This is a genomic window from Flavobacterium oncorhynchi, assembly GCF_002217355.1.
Lineage (GTDB): Bacteria > Bacteroidota > Bacteroidia > Flavobacteriales > Flavobacteriaceae > Flavobacterium > Flavobacterium oncorhynchi.
The window spans coordinates 83,708-103,201 of record NZ_MUHA01000007.1 but is presented as its reverse complement, the minus strand read 5'-3'; the positions used below and the strand labels follow the sequence as shown (position 1 = coordinate 103,201).

The window sequence follows — 19,494 nt, the reverse complement described above, 5'->3', positions numbered from 1 at the left end:
TTAAACATGTACAATACTTCTTTTATTAAGAAAATACTTTTAGCTCTTACGGTTGTTCTTTTATATTCGTGCGATAAAGATTTTAATGCAATTGGAGATGATTTAATTGGTGACGATCATTTTGGACTTGAGTCTGAAAAATATGATGTTGTAGCTTTTAATCAAGAGGTTACGCCTATACAGTCAAATGTTTTAGCGGTTAATGCATTAGGTATTTATGATAATCCTGTTTTTGGAACAACGACAGCTAATTTTGCTACACAGGTAGATTTAAGTACTACGTATCCAGTAATTATTGGTGAAGAGCCCGTAATTACAAGTGTACGATTAAGTATACCTTATTTTAAGAAGCTGAAAACGACTAATAGTGATGGAACTCATACTTATACTTTAGATTCTATTTATGGGCCGGCAGAAGGAAAACTTAAGTTAAGTGTTTATGAATCTGGCGTTCAAATGCGCAGTTCGTACGTGAGCAATGGAGTTTCGTTGCCACAGTTTTATTATACGGATGAAAACAATGTTTTTAATCAATATAAAGTTGGTGCTCGTTTGAATAATTCAAGCAATGTACTGCAAAATGATCAATTCTTTTTTAGTTCAGCAGAATATGTGGATAAGACAACAGATGCGGCAGGAAAAGAAACGACAACTTATACTCCACCAGAAATGCGTTTGGATTTAAATACCGCTTATTTTCAGCAAAAAATATTGAATGCTCCGGCTTCAAAACTGTCTGCTCCAGATTTGTTTCAGGAGTATTTTAGAGGTTTGTACTTTAGCGTTGAAAAAGCAGATGGAAGCCCTGGTAATATGGCTTTGTTAGATTTCTCAGGAGGAAAAATTGTAATTACTTATAAAGCAAAAACAGCAAGTACGACAGATGCTGATACAGAGAAAGAAGATAAAACAATTACAATGACAATTGTAAATCCTGCAAATTCTAGTGCAAATGCCAATTTGCTTCAAGATGTAAAGGCGGCTAATTATCAGAATGCTATTACAACGGCAAACATAAATAAAACTGAAGGAGACGAAAGGCTTTATGTAAAAGGTGGTCAAGGTTCTCTTGCTATTATTAAGCTTAATGATTTTGTCGCAAAACTAGAAGACATCAGAGCTAAAAATTGGAAAGTAAATGAAGCTAATTTGGTGTTTAATATCGATGCCGATAAAATGACAGGAACTAGAGAGCCGAAAAGAGTTTATTTGTATGATTTAACTAATAATGTTCCGGTTGTAGATTACCTTGTTGATGGAAGTGGAAATCTTGTATTATCAGATCCTAAAACAGCTAAGTATATTTATGGAGGCATGATTAACCTTGATGATAATAAACGAGGAAAAAATTATAAAATTAGAATTACAGAACATATCCGTAATCTTATAAAAGATAAAACAGCCAAAAATGTTGATTTAGGATTGGTTGTAACGGAGAGTATAGCGATTTCGACTTCGAATTTTTTAAAGAATAAGAATGAGAATATTTCTCAAGCGCCAAGAGCGTCAGTTATGAATCCGCTCGGAACTATTTTGTATGGAGGGAAATCTTCAGTACCAGAGGATAAACGATTGAGGCTTGAGGTTTACTACACGAAACCAAATTAATAAATATATATGTGTGGAATTGTTGGGTATATCGGTCATAGAGAGGCTTATCCTATTGTTATAAAAGGATTAAAGCGTCTTGAGTACAGAGGATATGATAGTGCCGGCGTTATGTTATACGATGACGAGGCGGGAGTTAAAATTTGTAAAACAAAGGGTAAGGTTTCAGATCTTGAAGCTAAAGCAAAAGAAGGTTTTGCAATCAATGGAAATATTGGAATTGGACACACTCGTTGGGCAACTCACGGTGTTCCAAACGATGTGAACTCACATCCTCATGCTTCTAATTCTGGTGATTTAGTAATCATTCATAATGGTATTATCGAGAATTATGCTCCTCTAAAAGAAGAGCTGATTAAAAGAGGTTATACTTTTAAGTCTGATACAGATACAGAAGTTTTAGTTAACTTAATTGAGGAAGTTCAAAAGAATGAAAATATAAAGCTTGGAAAAGCAGTTCAGGTGGCTTTGAATCAGGTTGTTGGAGCTTATGCAATAGCAGTTTTTGATAAAAAGAACCCAGACGAAATTGTCGCGGCAAGACTAGGAAGTCCATTGGCTATTGGAGTAGGTGAAGGAGAATACTTTATTGCTTCTGATGCTTCTCCGTTTATTGAGTATACTTCAAATGCAGTATATTTAGAAGATGGTGAAATGGCAAATATCAGATTGCACAAGCCACTTAAAATCAGAAAAATTAAAGATGATTCTTTGGTAGATCCTTATATTCAAGAACTTCAAATGAATTTGGAGCAAATTGAAAAAGGAGGTTACGATCATTTCATGCTTAAAGAAATCTACGAACAGCCAAGTGTAATTAAAGATACGTACAGAGGAAGACTTCATGCAAATGAAGGAATCGTTCAGATGGCTGGTGTTGAGGATAACTTGGAGAAATTCCTAAATGCAAAACGTATTTTGATTGTTGCCTGCGGAACTTCATGGCATGCAGGTTTAGTGGCAGAGTATATTTTTGAGGAATTTACAAGAATTCCAGTAGAGGTAGAATATGCTTCTGAATTTAGATACAGAAACCCAATTATCAATAAAGACGATGTAGTAATTGCTATTTCTCAATCAGGAGAAACGGCAGATACGATGGCGGCTATTAAGCTGGCTAAAGAAAACGGAGCTTTTGTATTTGGAGTTTGTAATGTTGTAGGTTCTTCTATTTCAAGAGAAAGCCATGCGGGTGCTTATACACATGCAGGTCCAGAAATTGGAGTAGCTTCTACTAAAGCTTTTACTACGCAAATTACGGTTTTAACAATGATTGCTTTGAAGTTAGGAAAAGCAAAAGGAACATTGTCAAATCCTGATTTCCATGCTTATTTACAAGAATTAGAATTAATTCCTGAAAAAGTGAGCGAAGCTTTAGAAACTAATGATCGTGCAAAAGAAATTGCTGCGGCTTTTAAAGATGCGCCAAATTGTCTTTACTTAGGAAGAGGGTATAATTTTCCAGTAGCACTAGAAGGAGCGTTAAAGCTTAAAGAGATCTCTTATATCCATGCTGAAGGTTATCCTGCAGCCGAAATGAAACACGGGCCAATTGCTTTAATCGATGAGCATATGCCGGTTATTGTAATTGCTCCAAAGCAAGGTCACTACGATAAAATTGTAAGTAACATTCAAGAGATTAAATCTCGAAGCGGTAAAATTATTGCTGTTGTTACTAAAGGTGATACGCAAGTTCGTGAATTAGCCGATTATGTAATCGAAATTCCAGAAACTTCAGATGCATTGTCGCCGCTTATTACTACAATACCATTGCAATTGCTTTCTTATTATATTGCAGTTATGAGAGGTTGTAATGTTGATCAGCCGCGTAACTTGGCAAAATCTGTTACAGTAGAGTAAGTATATTTTTAAAATATCAATAATGTTAAAAAAGCGAGATTTAGGTCTCGCTTTTTTTTATTGTCAGATTTTTTTTTTGAGTCTATGTATTTTTGTGAATTTTTCAATTTTTTGATAAAAATTAATATGTATGCATAGTAAATTGATTTTTCTTTAGGTTTTCTTTGTTTTTATTCTAATAAATTCAATTAGCAAATAGTTAAAATATTGCATAAATACGTGATAAATATTAATTTTTTTTAACGTTTTTTTATGCATATTAAAATATTTGTGTATTTTGGCTATATACTAACAAAAAAAAAACTAACCCAATGAGAGTCTACTTGCTAATTATGTTATTGTTCAGCGGATTATCTTTTGCGCAGAATACAATAACAGGTTCGGTTACAGATGGTAACAAACAATCTATTCCTGGTGCTAATGTTGTTGTTGCTGGAGAAAACAGTGGTGCTTCTACTGATTTTGACGGATCGTTTAAATTGACTACTAAAGCTAAACTGCCTTTTTCTATAAAGGTTTCTGCGGTAGGATTTGAAACAAAAATTATTAGTGTTACATCGGCAAATCAAAAAGTAAATGTAATCTTAAAAGATGAAGAAACTAAACTTGATGAAATAGTTGTTTCTGCTTCTAGAACACCTGAGCGTGTTTTTGAGTCTCCTGTTACTATCGAGAGAATGGGTATTCAGGATATCAAAAAAACGGCTTCACCGTCATTTTATGATGGATTGGAAAATTTAAAAGAGGTGCAGATGAATACTAGTAGTATGACTTTTAAGTCGATTAATACTAGAGGATTTGCTTCGGTTGCTAATACGCGTTTTATGCAATTAGTAGATGGTATGGATAACTCGTCTCCGTTGTTGAATTTTGTGCTGGGAAACATGATTGGAGTTTCTGAAATAGATGTGCAGAGTGTTGAGCTGCTGCCGGGAGCATCTTCTGCTTTGTATGGGGCAAATGCTTTTAATGGGATTTTGTTTATGAATAGTAAAAGTCCATTTACTTATCAAGGTGTTTCGACTTATTTTAAATACGGCGTGACTTCACAAGAAGCCGCAGGTACAAATGGGTATTATGATTTTGGTATTAGATTCGCGCATGCGTTTAATAAATATTTTGCAGCAAAGGCGAACTTTACTTATATGCAGGCTACAGATTGGTATGCAACGAATTATGAAGATAAAACTAGAGCGGGCATCGATAGAACGAATCCTAGTTATGACGGTATTAATGTTTATGGCGATGAGGCTGCGACAAATATAAAAGGAGTTGGTAAAAAATTAGAATCAATGGGTTTGATTCCTGCTGGGGCATCTAATCTTTTGCCAGATTCAATGGTTAGTAGAACGGGATATAATGAAATTGATTTGACTAATAATAAGGCGGCTAATAAAAAAGTTGATTTCTCTTTTCATGGAAGACCTTTTGGGGATGAGAGATTGGAAATTATCTGGCAAAGTAAATTTGGTACTGGTAACGCGGTTTATCAAGGAGGAAATAGATATTACTTGAATGATTTTTTTATGCAGCAGCATAAATTAGAAGTTAAGGGAAAGAACTTTTTTGTGAGAGGTTATACAACATCTGAAGATGGAGGACATTCTTATGATATGGTTTTTACAGGTATTAATGTGAACAGAAAATGGAAAGATGATAATACTTGGTTTGGTCAATATGCTGGAGCTTATATTCAAGGAACGTTGGCTGGTATGACGCCGCAACAGGCGCATGCTGTGGGAAGAGCTACGGCTGATACAGGTCGTTTTATGCCAGGTACGACTGAATTTAATAACGCTTTTAATCAGGTTATAGCGGATCCAGACGTTCGTACTGGCTCAAGATTGGTTGATAATTCTAGAATTTATCATTCTGATGCAAATTATAATTTTAGAGATTTGATAAAATTTGCCGAAATTCAAGTAGGAGGTTCGTTTAGAGCTTATGAGCTTAATTCTCATGGTAGAATTTATACAGATGCAAATGGACCGATTAATTATAACGAGTACGGAGCTTATGCTCAGTTAATGAAGAAATTCTTAGAAGATAGATTGAAGTTTACGGGTTCTCTTCGTTATGATAAATCTAAAAACTTCGACGGTAATTACTCGCCGCGTTTATCTTTAGTGTATTCAGGAGGAGAAAGAAAAAATCATAATATTAGAGCTTCATTTCAAACAGGTTTCAGAAATCCGTCAACTCAAGATCAATATATCGGATTTAATATTGGAAATGCGGTATTGGTTGGGTCTGCGCCAGATAACTTAACAAGATTTAATGAAACGTTTAATTTAAGTGCAGAAGGGCAGCTGTATAACGGAGGTCCAACTAAAGTTATGAGTGGTAATGATGCTTATTATAATTCGTATTTAGCAAGTTCGGTTAGTGCTTTTTCTGCTATGGCAGGTAGTAATCCTATTGCGGCGGCTGCATTGTTAACAAAAACAAGAGCTAATCTTGTTAAGCCTGAAGAAGTAAAAGCTTTTGAGTTAGGATATCGTTCTGTTTTTGAAGGGATGTCAATCGATATTAATGGTTACTATAATATATATAATAACTTTATTGGTAATTTAAATGTGATTTCTCCTTATTACGGAACAGCTCAAGACAATCCAAATCTTGCGGCGGGAGTTACAGATCCGGGAGTTCAATCAGTAAGAGCGATTCAAAATGGAGAGTATAGAGTGTATCAATTGTATACTAATTCAGACGTAGAGATACATTCATTAGGATTTGGAGTTGGACTTACTAAAAAAATAATTTCAAATTTTGAGTTAGGATTGAATTACAATTATGCTCAGTTTGATTTTGATCAAGCAAAAGATCCAAGTTTTGAAGCAGGATTTAATACTCCAAAACATAGAATTAAATTGTCTGTTGGTAATGATAAATTGTTCGAAAATTTTGGGTTTAATGTCAGCGGAAGATGGAATAGTGAGTATGAGTGGCAATCAGGCTTCGCTGATGGCACAATTAAATCTGCTACAGTAATAGATGCACAGATAAATTACGGAATTCCAAAATTGAAATCTGTTGTGAAACTTGGAGCTGCTAATATTGGCGGTAAAGAGTATTATCAAGTAATTGGAGCTGGATTAATCGGGCAGCAATATTTTGTTTCATGGACTATTAATCCATAAATCGATTATTAACTATAGGTCAAATACGTTATTTATGTTTCTAAAAATATGATTTAGAAGCAGGTAATTTTAAAATATAAAAATTATGATAAAAAATTTCAAATGGCTTTTATTGGTTTCTTTGACCTTTATGGCTTGTAATAGTGATGACGATGCAGTAACTGTTGTTGATTCGTCAGACGGATTGCCTCTAACATCTGGTTCTGCTAATTTCTCTAAATATGTTGCGTTAGGAAATTCTTTAACGTCTGGTTTTAGCGATGGAGCTCTTTTTAAAAAGGGACAAGAAGGAGCGTATACCAATATAATGGCACAGCAATTTAAACTTGTTGGAGGAGGAGAATTTAAAATTCCTTATACTAATGATAATATTGGTGGCTTGCTTTTTGGCGGACAACCCAATCCAGCATTTGGTCCAAGGCTTTATTTTAATACTACAGTTTCTCCAACTCATCCTAGTTCGACAGTTGATCCCGTAAGCGGGACTCCAACAACGGAAGTTATGAATCCTGCAATTGCGGCTGCGGGACCTTATAATAATACAGGTGTTCCTGGTGCTAAAAGTTTTCATTTGCTGTCTCCAACTTATGGAGCGGCGGCTGGTTTAGCAAACGGAACGGCAAATCCTTATTATGTACGTTTTGCTCCAAACGGAACAACTTCTGTTCTTGCATATGCAATGAGTCAAACGCCAACATTCTTTTCTTTATGGATTGGTAATAATGATGTTTTAGGTTATGCAACTTCTGGAGGAGATGGTACAAACCCAATTACGCCAGCTTCTGGAGCTGCCGGTGTTGGTTTTGATGGAACATACGCGGCTTTAGTAACTACTTTAACTTCGGGAGGAGCAAAAGGTGTTGTGGCAAATATTCCATACGTAACATCAATTCCGTTTTTTAAGACCGTTCCATATGATCCTTTAACGGCTTCTGCGATAGGTAAGGGTAATGCTGCTCAAGGTCTTGCGCTTATTTCGGCATTGAATACACAATTATATGGTCCGCTAAAACAAGCTTTGACTGCTTTTGGAGCGGGATCAAGAATTAATTTGCTGTCAACAACTGCGGCAAATCCATTATTGATAAAAGACGAATCGCTTCCAAACTTATCTGCACAATTAACAGCTGCTTTTACACCTACGCTTGGAGCTCAGACAGCGGATTTTTACGGTAAGGTATTTGGTCAGGCGCGTCAAGCAACAAAGGCTGATTTAATTCTTTTGACAACGCAATCGGCTATTGGAACAGCACCTACAGCTGAAAATTCAGGATTAGGAATAGCTCCGCCGGCTCCATTGAATAATTTTGGAATTACATATCCTTTGCAAGATAAATATGTTTTGATACCAACTGAAGTTGCAGAACTTGAAGTGGCAACAAATGCGTTTAATGCAACTATAAAATCTATTGCAGAGTCTAAAGGACTTGCTTTTGTAGATGCAAATGCAATTATGAAACAAATTGATCAAGGGGGAATTTCTGCCAATAGTTTTACAATGGCATCGACATTTGTAACTGGAGGGACTTTTTCTTTAGATGGGGTTCATCCTTCGCCGAGAGGGTATGCATTTATAGCAAATAAATTCATTGAAGCAATTAATGCTAAATACGGATCAAATTTAAAAGGAGTAAATGTGGGTAACTATCCAGTTTTATATCCTGCCGTATTGCCATAAAACCATTTTTTTTAATTAAAAAGCCGTTTGTTTTTTAAAAGCAGCGGCTTTTTTTGTTAGTGTAAAAAATGCTTAAAATGGGAGTTTGAAGCTCTCATTTTTAGAATCAAACAAAATCATGCTATTTTTTATGAAAAAAAAATTGATTTTATATTTTAAAAAATTATCTTTGCGCTCTGAAAAAAGAGGTATTTTCGATAAACCTAAATAGCTATTTAATAAACACATAAGTAATGTCAAAAGTAATAGGAAAAGTTGCTCAAATCATTGGACCAGTAGTTGACGTAGTTTTCAACGGTAAGGATGTTGAACTTCCAAAAATTTATGATTCACTAGAAATCACTAAAAAAGACGGAACATTGTTAGTTCTAGAAGTACAATCTCACATCGGTGAAAACACTGTTCGTACCATTTCTATGGACTCAACAGACGGTTTAAGCAGAGGATATGAAGTAGTTGGAACTGGAAATCCAATCCAAATGCCAATCGGTCCAGACGTATATGGAAGATTATTCAATGTAATTGGAGATGCAATTGATGGTTTAGGAAACTTGCCAAAAACAGGAGAAAACGGTTTGTCAATTCACAGACAAGCGCCTAAATTTGAAGATTTATCAACTTCATCTGAAGTTTTATTCACAGGTATTAAAGTAATCGATTTGATCGAGCCTTATGCAAAAGGAGGTAAAATTGGATTGTTTGGTGGTGCAGGTGTTGGTAAAACAGTATTGATTCAGGAGTTGATTAACAATATTGCAAAAGGTCACGGTGGACTTTCAGTATTCGCAGGAGTAGGTGAAAGAACACGTGAAGGAAATGACTTACTTCGTGAGATGTTAGAGTCAGGAATTATTAAATACGGTGATGATTTCATGCACTCTATGGAAAATGGAGGATGGGATTTATCTAAAGTAGATATGCCAGGAATGAGAGAGTCTAAAGCTACTTTCGTTTTCGGACAAATGAATGAGCCACCTGGAGCTCGTGCACGTGTGGCACTTTCAGGATTATCTATCGCTGAGTATTTCCGTGATGGAGCTGGATCTGATCAAGGTAAAGATGTATTATTCTTCGTTGATAATATCTTCCGTTTTACACAAGCAGGTTCTGAGGTATCGGCACTTTTAGGACGTATGCCATCTGCAGTAGGTTACCAACCAACTTTGGCAACAGAGATGGGTGCTATGCAAGAGCGTATTACATCTACAAACAAAGGATCTATTACATCTGTACAAGCGGTTTACGTTCCTGCGGATGACTTAACTGACCCGGCGCCAGCTACAACTTTCGCCCACTTAGATGCTACAACAGTATTGTCTCGTAAAATTGCTGAGCTTGGTATTTATCCAGCGGTTGACCCGTTAGATTCTACTTCAAGAATTTTAACTCCTCAAATTTTAGGAAATGAGCACTACGATTGCGCACAAAGAGTAAAAGAAATTCTTCAAAAATACAAACAACTTCAAGATATTATTGCGATCTTAGGTATGGAAGAGTTATCTGAAGAAGATAAACTTTCTGTATCAAGAGCACGTCGTGTACAACGTTTCTTGTCTCAGCCTTTCCATGTAGCAGAGCAATTTACAGGTATTCCTGGAGTATTAGTAGATATTAAAGATACTATTAAAGGATTCAACATGATTATCGATGGTGAGTTAGATCACCTTCCAGAAGCTGCTTTCAACTTGAAAGGTTCTATTCAAGATGCAATCGAAGCTGGAGAAAAAATGTTAGCTGAAGCATAATTCAATTGATAATTATCAATTGACAATTATCAATTATCAATTATTAAAATTATGATTTTAGAAATAGTATCACCAGAAGCAAAATTATTTTCGGGAGAAGTAACAGCAGTTACTGTACCGGGAGTTGATGGAAGCTTTCAAATATTGAATAATCACGCTCCTATTGTTTCTATTTTAGAAAAGGGAACTGTAAAAATTGCAGCGCCAAGTTTTAACTTTTCTAAAGAAGTAGTGAGTAAATTCACGAAGGTAAACGATCAGACTTATACATTAGAGATCACGTCGGGTACTATCGAGATGAAAGACAATAAAGTAATTGTTTTAGTTGACTAAAGACAATTTTTGAATAAAGAAAAAGCCAAACAGAAATGTTTGGCTTTTTTGTTTTTGTTTAGATTGATGATTTTATATTATTATAACCCGTTGGCTGTAATTATTTTCAACACATAGAAACATAGCTTTTGCAGTTGAAAATTAGGCGTTTCACTTCTTTTTAATACACATAGCTTCACTATGCGAAAGAAACGTGTTTCTTTTTGTCTCCTTTTTTAGATATAAAATCTATGTTTCTATGTGTTAGATTATTTTTTTTTTTGAATACACTCAATGGATTATTATAATATTCCCCAAAAACCAGTAGAAACATAGGCGTTAACAGTAAGACCTGAGATAATCCCCCAAGAGATAATTCCGAAAGCACTTGTAGAAAAGGCTTTTACTAATTGAAGTTTGGTGCTTTTATTTAAAAACTTGTAATAAAAAAGCGTAAAGTAAAAGAGCTGAAAGAGCAGGAAAAGCAAAGCTTGATAATTAGGCGATACATGAAATAATAAAGAAATAGGCAAAATTAAAAGCGTATTAACTAATATACAAAAACCTAGCATATACATTCCGGCAACCAAATGCTCTGTATAGTTGTAGTTTTCTTTTTTGTAAAACAACCAGAAAAAGAATGCCGTAAGAGGTAAAGCCATCATCGCCATTAGATTTGAATATTTTTTCATGAAATGAACCATTTTTTCTTTTCGTTCATAAAGATGTATAATTTTTTCCTTTTGGATAGGATCAGAAATAGCGCTGAGTTCCTTGTTTTCCTGTGAGACATTGATAGCAGGTGTTTCTTTTGGAATATTGGAAATGAAAACAAAGACCGCTGCTACCAGCAGAAAAAAATTAAGCGGTGCGAAGTACTTTTTTCTTTTACCATTTATATATTCTTTAGCTACAACGCCGCTTTTTAATGTAAGATCCCTAATGAGCTGAAAAATACCTTTGTCGGCATGTGTAAAATAATGAACGGCTTCATGAAAAATTTCGTGTGGATTTATGCGATGTAAATTGATTTTCTGACTGCAATTAGGGCAATAATTAAAGTCAGGATAATTTGGTTTTTCACAGTTTTTGCAAATGGTTTTCATTTTTTTCTTTTTAATAAATAATTAAATTAGTGGTAGTTAGTTCGCAGTTTAAAATTAGACAAAAAAAATAATTAACAATTGTTTGAAATTTAAATTATAAACTTTAATCAGTATCAAACCTGCTGATTATTTAAAAGCGACTTCAATTTTTATAACTTTGCTTTTATGAAATTACCTAAAAATCTAGTTCAAAAGCTTGAAAATAGAAGGCTGAATAATTCGTTACGACAATTGCCAAGTTTTAATAATCTTGTCGATTTTTCGTCAAATGATTATATTGGTTTTTCAAAATCAGAGCCGATTTTTAAATTATCGCACCATTATTTAATCGAAAATGAGATTATTCAGAACGGTGCAACGGGTTCAAGATTGATTTCTGGAAATCATTCTTTATATCAAATTACAGAAACTTTTATAGCGCAGTTTCATGAAGCTGAATCGGCTTTAATTTTTAATTCGGGTTACGATGCCAATGTTGGTTTTTTTAGCGCTGTACCGCAGCGAAATGATGTTATTTTATATGATGAATTAAGTCATGCTTCTATAAGAGATGGAATTCTTATGTCGAATGCTAAATCGTATAAATTCAATCATAATGATTTTGAAGATCTGGAGCGCTTAATTTTGAAATTCCCCAATGCGAATATTTATATCGTTACCGAAACGGTTTTTTCTATGGATGGCGACAGTCCAAATCTAGAAGAATTAGTAGAATTGTCTGAAAAATATAATTGTTATTTAGTAGTTGATGAAGCTCATACTTTAGGTGTTTTTGGTGAAAAAGGCGAAGGTTTGATACAGTATTTGCAATTGCATAACCGAATCTTTGCTCGAATTATGACTTTCGGAAAAGGCTTAGGCTGCCACGGTGCCACAGTTTTAGGCAGTATAGATCTTAAAGATTATTTGGTAAACTTCGCCAGAAGTTTTATTTATACAACAGGATTATCTCCACATTCTGTTTCTACCATTTTTACTGCTTATCAGCAATTGAATATTGAAAAAGAAACTATTGAAAAGTTGAGGCAAAATATCATATTTTTTAATCAGCAAAAAAACTTACTAGGTTTAAAACCAATGTTTGTTCGAAGTAAATCGGCAATACAATCGGCAATTGTGCCGGGGAATGAAAATGTAAAAAAATTGGCGCAGCAGCTTCAGGACAAAGGTTATGATGTAAAACCAATACTTTCGCCTACAGTTCCTGAAAGACAAGAGCGCTTGCGTTTTTGTATTCATAGTTATAATTCAGAAGAAGAAATTAATCAAGTTCTGAAATTATTAAACGGTTTTATATTTTAATTATGGAAGAGGATTTTAAATTAGTTAGAAGTTATCAGTATTCATATGAAGCTCAGGTTTTTTGCAGTAAGCTTGAATCAGAAGGTGTAGATGTGTATTTAAGAGACGTTAATACTGTAGACTCAAACCCTATTTGGAGCAATGCAGTGGGTGGTGTTAAGCTTTTTGTAAAAAGTCAGGATTTTGAAAAAGCAAATAAAATTCTATCAGAAATCAGTCCCTATTCTCTAAATGAAAATAATGAATTGATTAAATGTCCGCGTTGCGGAGTCGAAGAAATAGAAATGGTAACTTCAATAAAAGATTTAAAAACACTTTTAGCTTTTGTTCTTTCATTACTTCTTGTTTTGATTCCTATTTATTCAAAACACAGGTATAAATGCAATAAATGTAAGTTTGAATTTGATTGATGGAAATAGGTTTTTAATTTTTTTATGTTCGCAATCCCTTTATTTTATTGATGTTTTAAAAAAAAATAAAATTTTTTGTAACGTTTTAAATGTTTGATTACTTACGAGTCGTAATCAAATAAATCAAAACAATTATGAAAACAACATCAACTTCAATCAGCGGGAAAATCTTTGATTTTATCTTTTTTTCTTCAATAGGATTCATCTTAGGTTTAGTAAGTTTCTTTTTAATAAAAGTACTCAGCATCATTTTGGTAGTTTTTTTAGCTGCGGTTTGGTGGAAGAGATATAAAAATAATAAATATTAAAGAGGAGTTTCAATCATTCAAAATCAATCAAAATTTAAAATCAATCAAAAATGAAAAATTTATTTACATCAGCAATCGCAGTAATCACATTATTTTTTAGCGGAGCAACACAAGCTCAAACAAAATCTGTAAAACTTGAAAACTCTCTTTTATGGGAAGTTTCAGGAAATGGATTATCAAAACCATCATATTTGTACGGAACGATTCATTCTATTTGCCCAACAGATTATTTTTTGACAGAAAAAACGAAGAATGCTTTTCAAAAATCAGATAAATTAATTGTCGAAATCAATTTTTCTGATCCAAATGAAATGGCAGACGCTCAAAAATTAGCAATGTCTCCAGAGTTATTAAGTAAAAAATTAACGTCTGAACAATTGTCAGAATTAGATTCCATTTTGCAAAAAGCTACAGGTATAAAAGTGCAGCAGGTAGACAGTTACAGTTTAGCAACAGTTATGAGTTTAATTACTATTAAAACGTTTGACTGTGAAACCTTAAAATCATACGAATCAGATTTTACAGATTTGGCACAGAAAGAAAAGAAAAGTGTAGGTGGTTTCGAAACGGTAAAAGGACAGTTGAATATGCTTTCTAATGCTTACACAGATTCAGAACTGATCAAATCATTAGGTGATGCGAGTAAAACTCAAACAAAAAAAATGGTAAAGGACTATAAAAATGAAAATATAATGGATCTTTATGGAGATATTGCCAATGAAAAGGTAATGAGTAAAAAAGCTAAAAAATATATTCTTGATGATAGAAATAGAGAATGGGTGAAGAAAATGAAGGATATGATGAAAAATGAAGCACTGTTTGTAGCAGTTGGTTCAGCACATTTGGCTGGAGATGAAGGAGTAATTAATTTGTTAAGAAAGGCAGGATACAAAGTAAAACCAGTAATGAATTAGTATTATTTTGAAAGAAAAAGAACAAGAATTTTTAAATCGGATCGAAAGTCATAAAGGAATACTATACAAAGTTTCTAAAATGTACATGGATAATCATGATGATCAACAAGATTTGTTTCAGGAGATTATTTGTCAGCTTTGGAAATCGTATGATTCTTTTAGAAACGAAAGTCAGTTTTCGACATGGATGTATCGGGTTGCCGTAAATACAGCAATTGTTTTCTTGAAAAAAGAAAAACGAAAAGTGGATAAATATGAAATCGCTTCTGAAAATATCAAAGAAGATGAAGGCGATTCACATATCAAAGAAAGCCAGATAGATCATTTTTATAAAGCAGTTCAAAAACTAGAAAAAATTGATAAAGCAATCATTTTTTATCAGCTCGAAGGTTTCTCTCATAAAGAAATAGGGGAGAATCTAGGAATATCAGAGGGAAATGCAAGAGTGAAATTAAACAGAGCAAAAGAAAAATTAAAAGAAATAATTAAAAATCAAGGATATGGATTTTAACGATATACAAAACGCATGGAATAGCGAAAAGACAGATAATGTTGTTGTTCCTAATAATTTAGAAAAAATACAATCGGCAAGTATGCCCCTGGATAGAATTAGAAAAAGTTTAAGGATAGAATTCTTTATTCAATTTTTGTCCTTGGTGATTATAGGTCTTTTGCCATTGCATAGTAAGTTTCCATCAAATTTAGTGGTGCCATACTATTTTATATTCGGGATATTGGTTGCCATTTGTATTTATTATCTAACACAGCTTTTTTTGTTTTACAGAAGATTAGACAAGGCTGCATTGAAAACTAAAGATAGTTTGTACGAAACGTATCTTGACATCAGGCTGAATATGCAGCTTTATAAGACATTTACTTTTTCGTTATCACCTTTTTTTCTAATTTATTTCTTTGGATTTATTCTTTATGAAATGCCTGACTTTCTGCAGATTTTAAATGAAGGTTTTGCCAACAAGAAATTAGGATTGATTGTGTTTGTTTTTGTAATCACAATTTTACTTATAGGCGTGCTTACAGAGTGGTGGGTACATTACTCCTATGGAAAATACGCTAAGGAAATCCGAAAAGTAATAGACGAATTAAAAGAAGAATAAGAAATAATAAAAACCCATCGCCATGATGGGTTTTGTTTTTATTGGTATTTTTGTTGAAATTATTCAATAGTTTTTTAGAAATAAAATGGCTTTTGGAATAGTTATGAAATAAAAAAGTATGAAAATATTTGTTACCGGAATTTCAACAGATGTTGGAAAAACAATTGCATCGTCTATTATTGTAGAAGCCTTAGAGGCTGATTATTGGAAACCTGTTCAGGCAGGAGATTTAGATAATTCGGACAGTCATAAAATCAAAATAAAAATCTCGAATAATAAGTCTCAAATTTTCGAGAACAGCTACAAATTAAACACGCCCGCAAGTCCGCATTTAGCAGCCGAGATTGATGGTATTACAATTGATTTAAAACAAATACAAGAACCTAAAACCAATAATCATTTAGTAATTGAAGGTGCGGGAGGTATTTTTGTTCCTTTAAACGATAAAGATTCTATTATTGATTTAATTCAACAGGATTATAAAATAGTAATCGTTTCAAGACATTATCTAGGAAGTATCAATCATACTTTACTGACGATTGAAGCAATTAAAAATCGAGGTTTTGAAACTGCTGGAATTATCTTTAGCGGAAGCGAAAACAAAGCAACAGAAAGTATAATTTTAGAAAGAACAGGAATTAAATTAATTGGAAGAATCGACGAAGAGCCTTATTTTGATCAGAATGTAATTCGCGAATACGCTGATTTATTTCGAGAAAATCTACTTCGTTTATAGAGCAAAGATTATAGAAAATAGAATATAGACTTTCCTATCTTTGCTTAAACAATTGAGTTTAGTCTTTTTTCTATTCTCTTTCTTCTATTTTCTTAAAAATGACATTAACAGAAAAAGACAGCCAATATCTTTGGCATCCTTATACACAGCACAAAACATCTCAAACTCCAATTGCAATTTCTAGAGGCGAAGGCGCTTTATTGTGGGATGAAAATGGCAAAGAATATATCGATGCAATTGCGTCGTGGTGGGTAAACCCTTTTGGACACAGTAATAAATTTATTGCCGATGCTGTTTATAAGCAATTGACAACTCTTGAACATGTTTTGTTTGGAGGTTTTACACACGAACCAGCTGTAAAAGTAGCCGAAAAGCTGATTGAAATTTTACCCAAAAACCAACAGAAGATCTTTTTTTCTGATAATGGTTCTACGGCCGTAGAGGTTGCGATAAAAGTAGCTTTGCAATATTTCTTCAATAAAAATGAAAAACGTACCACTATAATTGCTTTTGAAAATGCTTTTCATGGTGATACTTTCGCGGCAATGGCGGCAAGTGGAATCTCTTTTTACACACAAGCTTTTCAAGGAATGTTTATTGATGTTGTTCGAATTCCAGTACCGACAAAAGGACAAGAACAGGCAAGTTTTGATGCATTGACAAATGTAATTCAAAATCATAATTGCGCAGGTTTTATATTTGAACCATTGGTACAAGGTGCAGCCGGAATGGTAATGTACAAACCAGAAGCATTGGCAAAATTAATTCAGATTTGTGCAGCAAATAAGGTGCTCACAATTGCTGATGAAGTTATGACTGGTTTTGGTAAAACTGGAAAAACCTTTGCAATGGATTATGTTTCTGAGGTGCCTGATATGATTTGTTTGTCTAAAGCCTTAACAGGAGGAACTATTCCTATGGCAATTACGACTTTTACACAGGATATTTTCGATGCCTTTTATGATGATGATATTAATAAAGCATTATTTCATGGACATACTTTTACAGCAAATCCAACAGGTTGTGCTGCGGTGCTGGCAAGTATCGATTTATTGCAGACTGCAGAAATGCAGGCTAATATTGAAAGAATTAATGCCAGCCATTTAGAATTTCAAAAGAAAATCGAAAACCATTCAAAAGTAATTACAGCTAGAACATTGGGAGTTATTTTTGCAGTTGAAATTAAATCAGATTCAGAAGAAAGTTATTATGGGGCGATGCGAACAAAGCTTTATAATTTTTTCATAGAAAATGGAGTAGTTCTGCGTCCGGTCGGAAACATTGTTTACATATTACCGCCTTATATCATGACTAATGAACAGCTTCAAAAAGTATATAAAACAATTGAAGAAGCCATTGAAATGGTTTAGCTCTGTAGATCGGTATTAGTAATGCTGTCATTTTTAGTAACATATATTACTTATGTCGTTTTATTTTTTACTCTAAAACCCGTTGAACTTTGCATAAACTTTTGCGAACTTTGCGGTTAAATAAAATAATGTGAATACACAAAAAATTGCCATAACAGCCTTTTCTTCTATTTCTCCTTTAGGAAGCGATAAAGACGAGGTTTGGAATAAATATCTGAACGGAAAACATTGTTTTACTAAACGATTTTTAGATCAGCAAGATACTTTTGTTGCAGCTTTAAGTACAAATTCAAAACAATTGATTGTTCAAATACGGGAATCAGATCCTAAATATAAATTTTTAGACGATTCTGTTTTATTTGCATTAGCAGCTTCACGAAAAGCAGTCCAAAATGCTGGTTGGAATTCCGAAGATGTTTTCGGTATAAATATTGGATCTTCAAGAGGAGCTACAGATTTGTTTGAAAAACATTATGCAGCCTATATTGAAACAGGAAAAGCACAGACTTTAACATCACCTACAACAACTTTAGGAAATATTTCTTCATGGATTGCGCATGATTTGCAAAGTGCGGGACCAGAAATTTCACATTCAATAACTTGTTCAACAGCATTACATTCCCTTTTAAACGGTGTTGCATGGTTAAAATCGGGAATGGCTGATAAGTTTTTGGTAGGAGGCAGCGAAGCACCTTTAACAGATTTTACTATCGGACAAATGCGTGCGTTAAAAATATATTCACGCATTGATCAAGAAAATGATTCTTGGCCCAACCTTGCTTTTGATTTTGAGAAAACACAAAATACCATGATTTTGGGAGAAGGTGCTGCAGTATGTTGCTTAGAATCTGGTGAAAAAGAAAATGCTATTGCCTACGTTACGGGAGTGGGTTATGCAACTGAAATTTTAGAACATAATATCTCAATTTCAGCCGAGGCTGATTGTTTTCAGAAGTCTATGAGAATGGCGTTAAAAGATACCGATTTAGATAGTGTTGATGTTATTGTAATGCATGCACCTGGAACAATTAAAGGAGATTTGACAGAACTTCGTGCAATTGAAAAAGTTTTTGGTTCAAAACAGCCTTTGTTGACCACTAATAAATGGAAAATCGGGCATACTTTTGGGGCTTCTGGAATATTGAGTGTAGAGCTCGCGCTTTTAATGATGGAACATGATATTTTTATCGAAACTCCTTTTTCAAAAGCAATAAATAAAGAAGGATCTATTAAAAAAGTTTTGATTAATGCTGTTGGTTTTGGCGGAAATGCTGTTAGTATTTTAATCGAAAAAGCATAGTTTTAATCTTTAAAGTAAAAATCCATTTACCTACTGATAAATGGATTTTTTGTTTTTTATATCTAGGAACTCTTTGTTTAAAATAGTTTAAAGGTTTTCAAGATCTTTTACTTTTTCATAAACCAGATTACTTTCATACCCTCTTCGAAGCATATAGTCGCAAAATTTTTTGCGCTTTTTTAATATATTTTTCTCCTGTATACCGTTCCAACATCTTTCAGAAAGAGCTTCAAAAGTTTCAATATATTCTTCTTGCGAAATCTCTTTGAGTGCGAGAGTTATATTTGTGCTGGAAATATTTCGAAACTTCAGCTCATTTGTAATTCTCAGTTTTCCCCAATGTTTAATGCGGTGTTTTCCTCTGGCAAAACTGCACGCAAAACGAGTTTCATTCAAGAAGTTACCTTCAATTAATTGAACCAGAATAAGATCTATTTCGTCAGAAGTCATTTTTAAACTGTAAAGCTTTGATACAACTTCATCATGACAACGCTCCTGATAAGCACAAAAGTGTTCTAGTTTCTGTAAGGCTTCTTTCGGAGTACAGGTCGAATTCATGTGTTTTCTTTCTTTATTAACTGTTATTGCTT

General features: G+C 33.6%; 17 protein-coding genes. 15 read left to right on the top strand and 2 right to left on the bottom strand.

The window, feature by feature from the left end; genetic code table 11:
• Window positions 1-6 precede the first annotated feature (6 nt).
• The 6 genes from B0A75_RS05880 to B0A75_RS05855 all read left to right on the top strand — a co-directional run bounded on the left by B0A75_RS05880 (window position 7) and on the right by B0A75_RS05855 (window position 10,364).
• Window positions 7-1,608, top strand: coding sequence for a DUF4270 domain-containing protein (locus B0A75_RS05880; RefSeq protein ID WP_089053368.1), 1,602 nt, complete (start codon window positions 7-9; stop codon window positions 1,606-1,608).
• Between the two features lie 9 nt (window positions 1,609-1,617).
• Entirely contained in the window at window positions 1,618-3,468 is a 1,851-nt protein-coding gene (gene glmS, locus B0A75_RS05875) for a glutamine--fructose-6-phosphate transaminase (isomerizing) (RefSeq protein WP_089053367.1), read from the top strand.
• Between the two features lie 311 nt (window positions 3,469-3,779).
• Window positions 3,780-6,608 carry a TonB-dependent receptor domain-containing protein gene (locus tag B0A75_RS05870; RefSeq protein WP_089053366.1) on the top strand — a complete coding sequence of 943 codons (2,829 nt, stop codon included), beginning with the start codon at window positions 3,780-3,782 and terminating at the stop codon, window positions 6,606-6,608.
• Between the two features lie 85 nt (window positions 6,609-6,693).
• Complete coding sequence (locus B0A75_RS05865; protein WP_089053365.1) at window positions 6,694-8,286, top strand: SGNH/GDSL hydrolase family protein; 1,593 nt, start codon at window positions 6,694-6,696, stop codon at window positions 8,284-8,286.
• A gap of 233 nt (window positions 8,287-8,519) precedes the next feature.
• Window positions 8,520-10,031: a F0F1 ATP synthase subunit beta gene (atpD, locus tag B0A75_RS05860; RefSeq protein WP_089053364.1), complete on the top strand. Its 1,512-nt coding sequence runs from the start codon at window positions 8,520-8,522 to the stop codon at window positions 10,029-10,031.
• A 51-nt stretch (window positions 10,032-10,082) separates the two neighbouring features.
• Window positions 10,083-10,364: a F0F1 ATP synthase subunit epsilon gene (locus B0A75_RS05855; protein ID WP_089053363.1), complete on the top strand. Its 282-nt coding sequence runs from the start codon at window positions 10,083-10,085 to the stop codon at window positions 10,362-10,364.
• Between the two features lie 281 nt (window positions 10,365-10,645).
• Here B0A75_RS05855 and B0A75_RS05850 read toward each other — a convergent pair whose 3' ends face one another.
• Window positions 10,646-11,449, bottom strand: a complete 804-nt coding sequence (locus B0A75_RS05850; protein WP_089053362.1) for a DUF3667 domain-containing protein — start codon at window positions 11,447-11,449, stop codon at window positions 10,646-10,648.
• A gap of 165 nt (window positions 11,450-11,614) precedes the next feature.
• On the opposite strand from B0A75_RS05850, the gene B0A75_RS05845 reads away from it, so the two are divergent.
• From B0A75_RS05845 to B0A75_RS05810, 9 genes are all read left to right on the top strand, one after another.
• Entirely contained in the window at window positions 11,615-12,751 is a 1,137-nt protein-coding gene (locus tag B0A75_RS05845) for an aminotransferase class I/II-fold pyridoxal phosphate-dependent enzyme (protein WP_089053361.1), read from the top strand.
• Window positions 12,752-12,753: 2 nt separating this feature from the next.
• Complete coding sequence (locus B0A75_RS05840) at window positions 12,754-13,161, top strand: putative signal transducing protein (protein WP_089053360.1); 408 nt, start codon at window positions 12,754-12,756, stop codon at window positions 13,159-13,161.
• Between the two features lie 134 nt (window positions 13,162-13,295).
• On the top strand, window positions 13,296-13,469 hold the full coding sequence (locus tag B0A75_RS20480) for a hypothetical protein (RefSeq protein WP_165765095.1): 174 nt from the start codon (window positions 13,296-13,298) through the stop codon (window positions 13,467-13,469).
• A gap of 50 nt (window positions 13,470-13,519) precedes the next feature.
• Window positions 13,520-14,383 carry a TraB/GumN family protein gene (locus B0A75_RS05835; protein WP_089053359.1) on the top strand — a complete coding sequence of 288 codons (864 nt, stop codon included), beginning with the start codon at window positions 13,520-13,522 and terminating at the stop codon, window positions 14,381-14,383.
• A 7-nt stretch (window positions 14,384-14,390) separates the two neighbouring features.
• Window positions 14,391-14,894, top strand: a complete 504-nt coding sequence (locus B0A75_RS05830; protein ID WP_089053358.1) for an RNA polymerase sigma factor — start codon at window positions 14,391-14,393, stop codon at window positions 14,892-14,894.
• Entirely contained in the window at window positions 14,884-15,498 is a 615-nt protein-coding gene (locus B0A75_RS05825) for a DUF485 domain-containing protein (protein WP_089053357.1), read from the top strand. The genes B0A75_RS05830 and B0A75_RS05825 overlap by 11 nt, the downstream gene beginning before the upstream one ends.
• 118 nt (window positions 15,499-15,616) lie before the next feature.
• The gene (gene bioD / locus B0A75_RS05820; protein ID WP_089053356.1) at window positions 15,617-16,234 is read left to right on the top strand and encodes a dethiobiotin synthase; all 618 of its coding nucleotides are present in this window, start codon (window positions 15,617-15,619) and stop codon (window positions 16,232-16,234) included.
• Between the two features lie 98 nt (window positions 16,235-16,332).
• The gene (bioA, locus tag B0A75_RS05815) at window positions 16,333-17,604 is read left to right on the top strand and encodes an adenosylmethionine--8-amino-7-oxononanoate transaminase (RefSeq protein WP_089053355.1); all 1,272 of its coding nucleotides are present in this window, start codon (window positions 16,333-16,335) and stop codon (window positions 17,602-17,604) included.
• A 130-nt stretch (window positions 17,605-17,734) separates the two neighbouring features.
• Window positions 17,735-18,904, top strand: a complete 1,170-nt coding sequence (locus B0A75_RS05810) for a beta-ketoacyl synthase N-terminal-like domain-containing protein (RefSeq protein WP_089053354.1) — start codon at window positions 17,735-17,737, stop codon at window positions 18,902-18,904.
• 87 nt (window positions 18,905-18,991) lie between these two features.
• Here the strand turns inward: B0A75_RS05810 and B0A75_RS05805 are convergent, their stop codons facing one another.
• Window positions 18,992-19,462: a regulatory protein RecX gene (locus B0A75_RS05805; RefSeq protein WP_089053353.1), complete on the bottom strand. Its 471-nt coding sequence runs from the start codon at window positions 19,460-19,462 to the stop codon at window positions 18,992-18,994.
• Window positions 19,463-19,494: the final 32 nt, after the last annotated feature.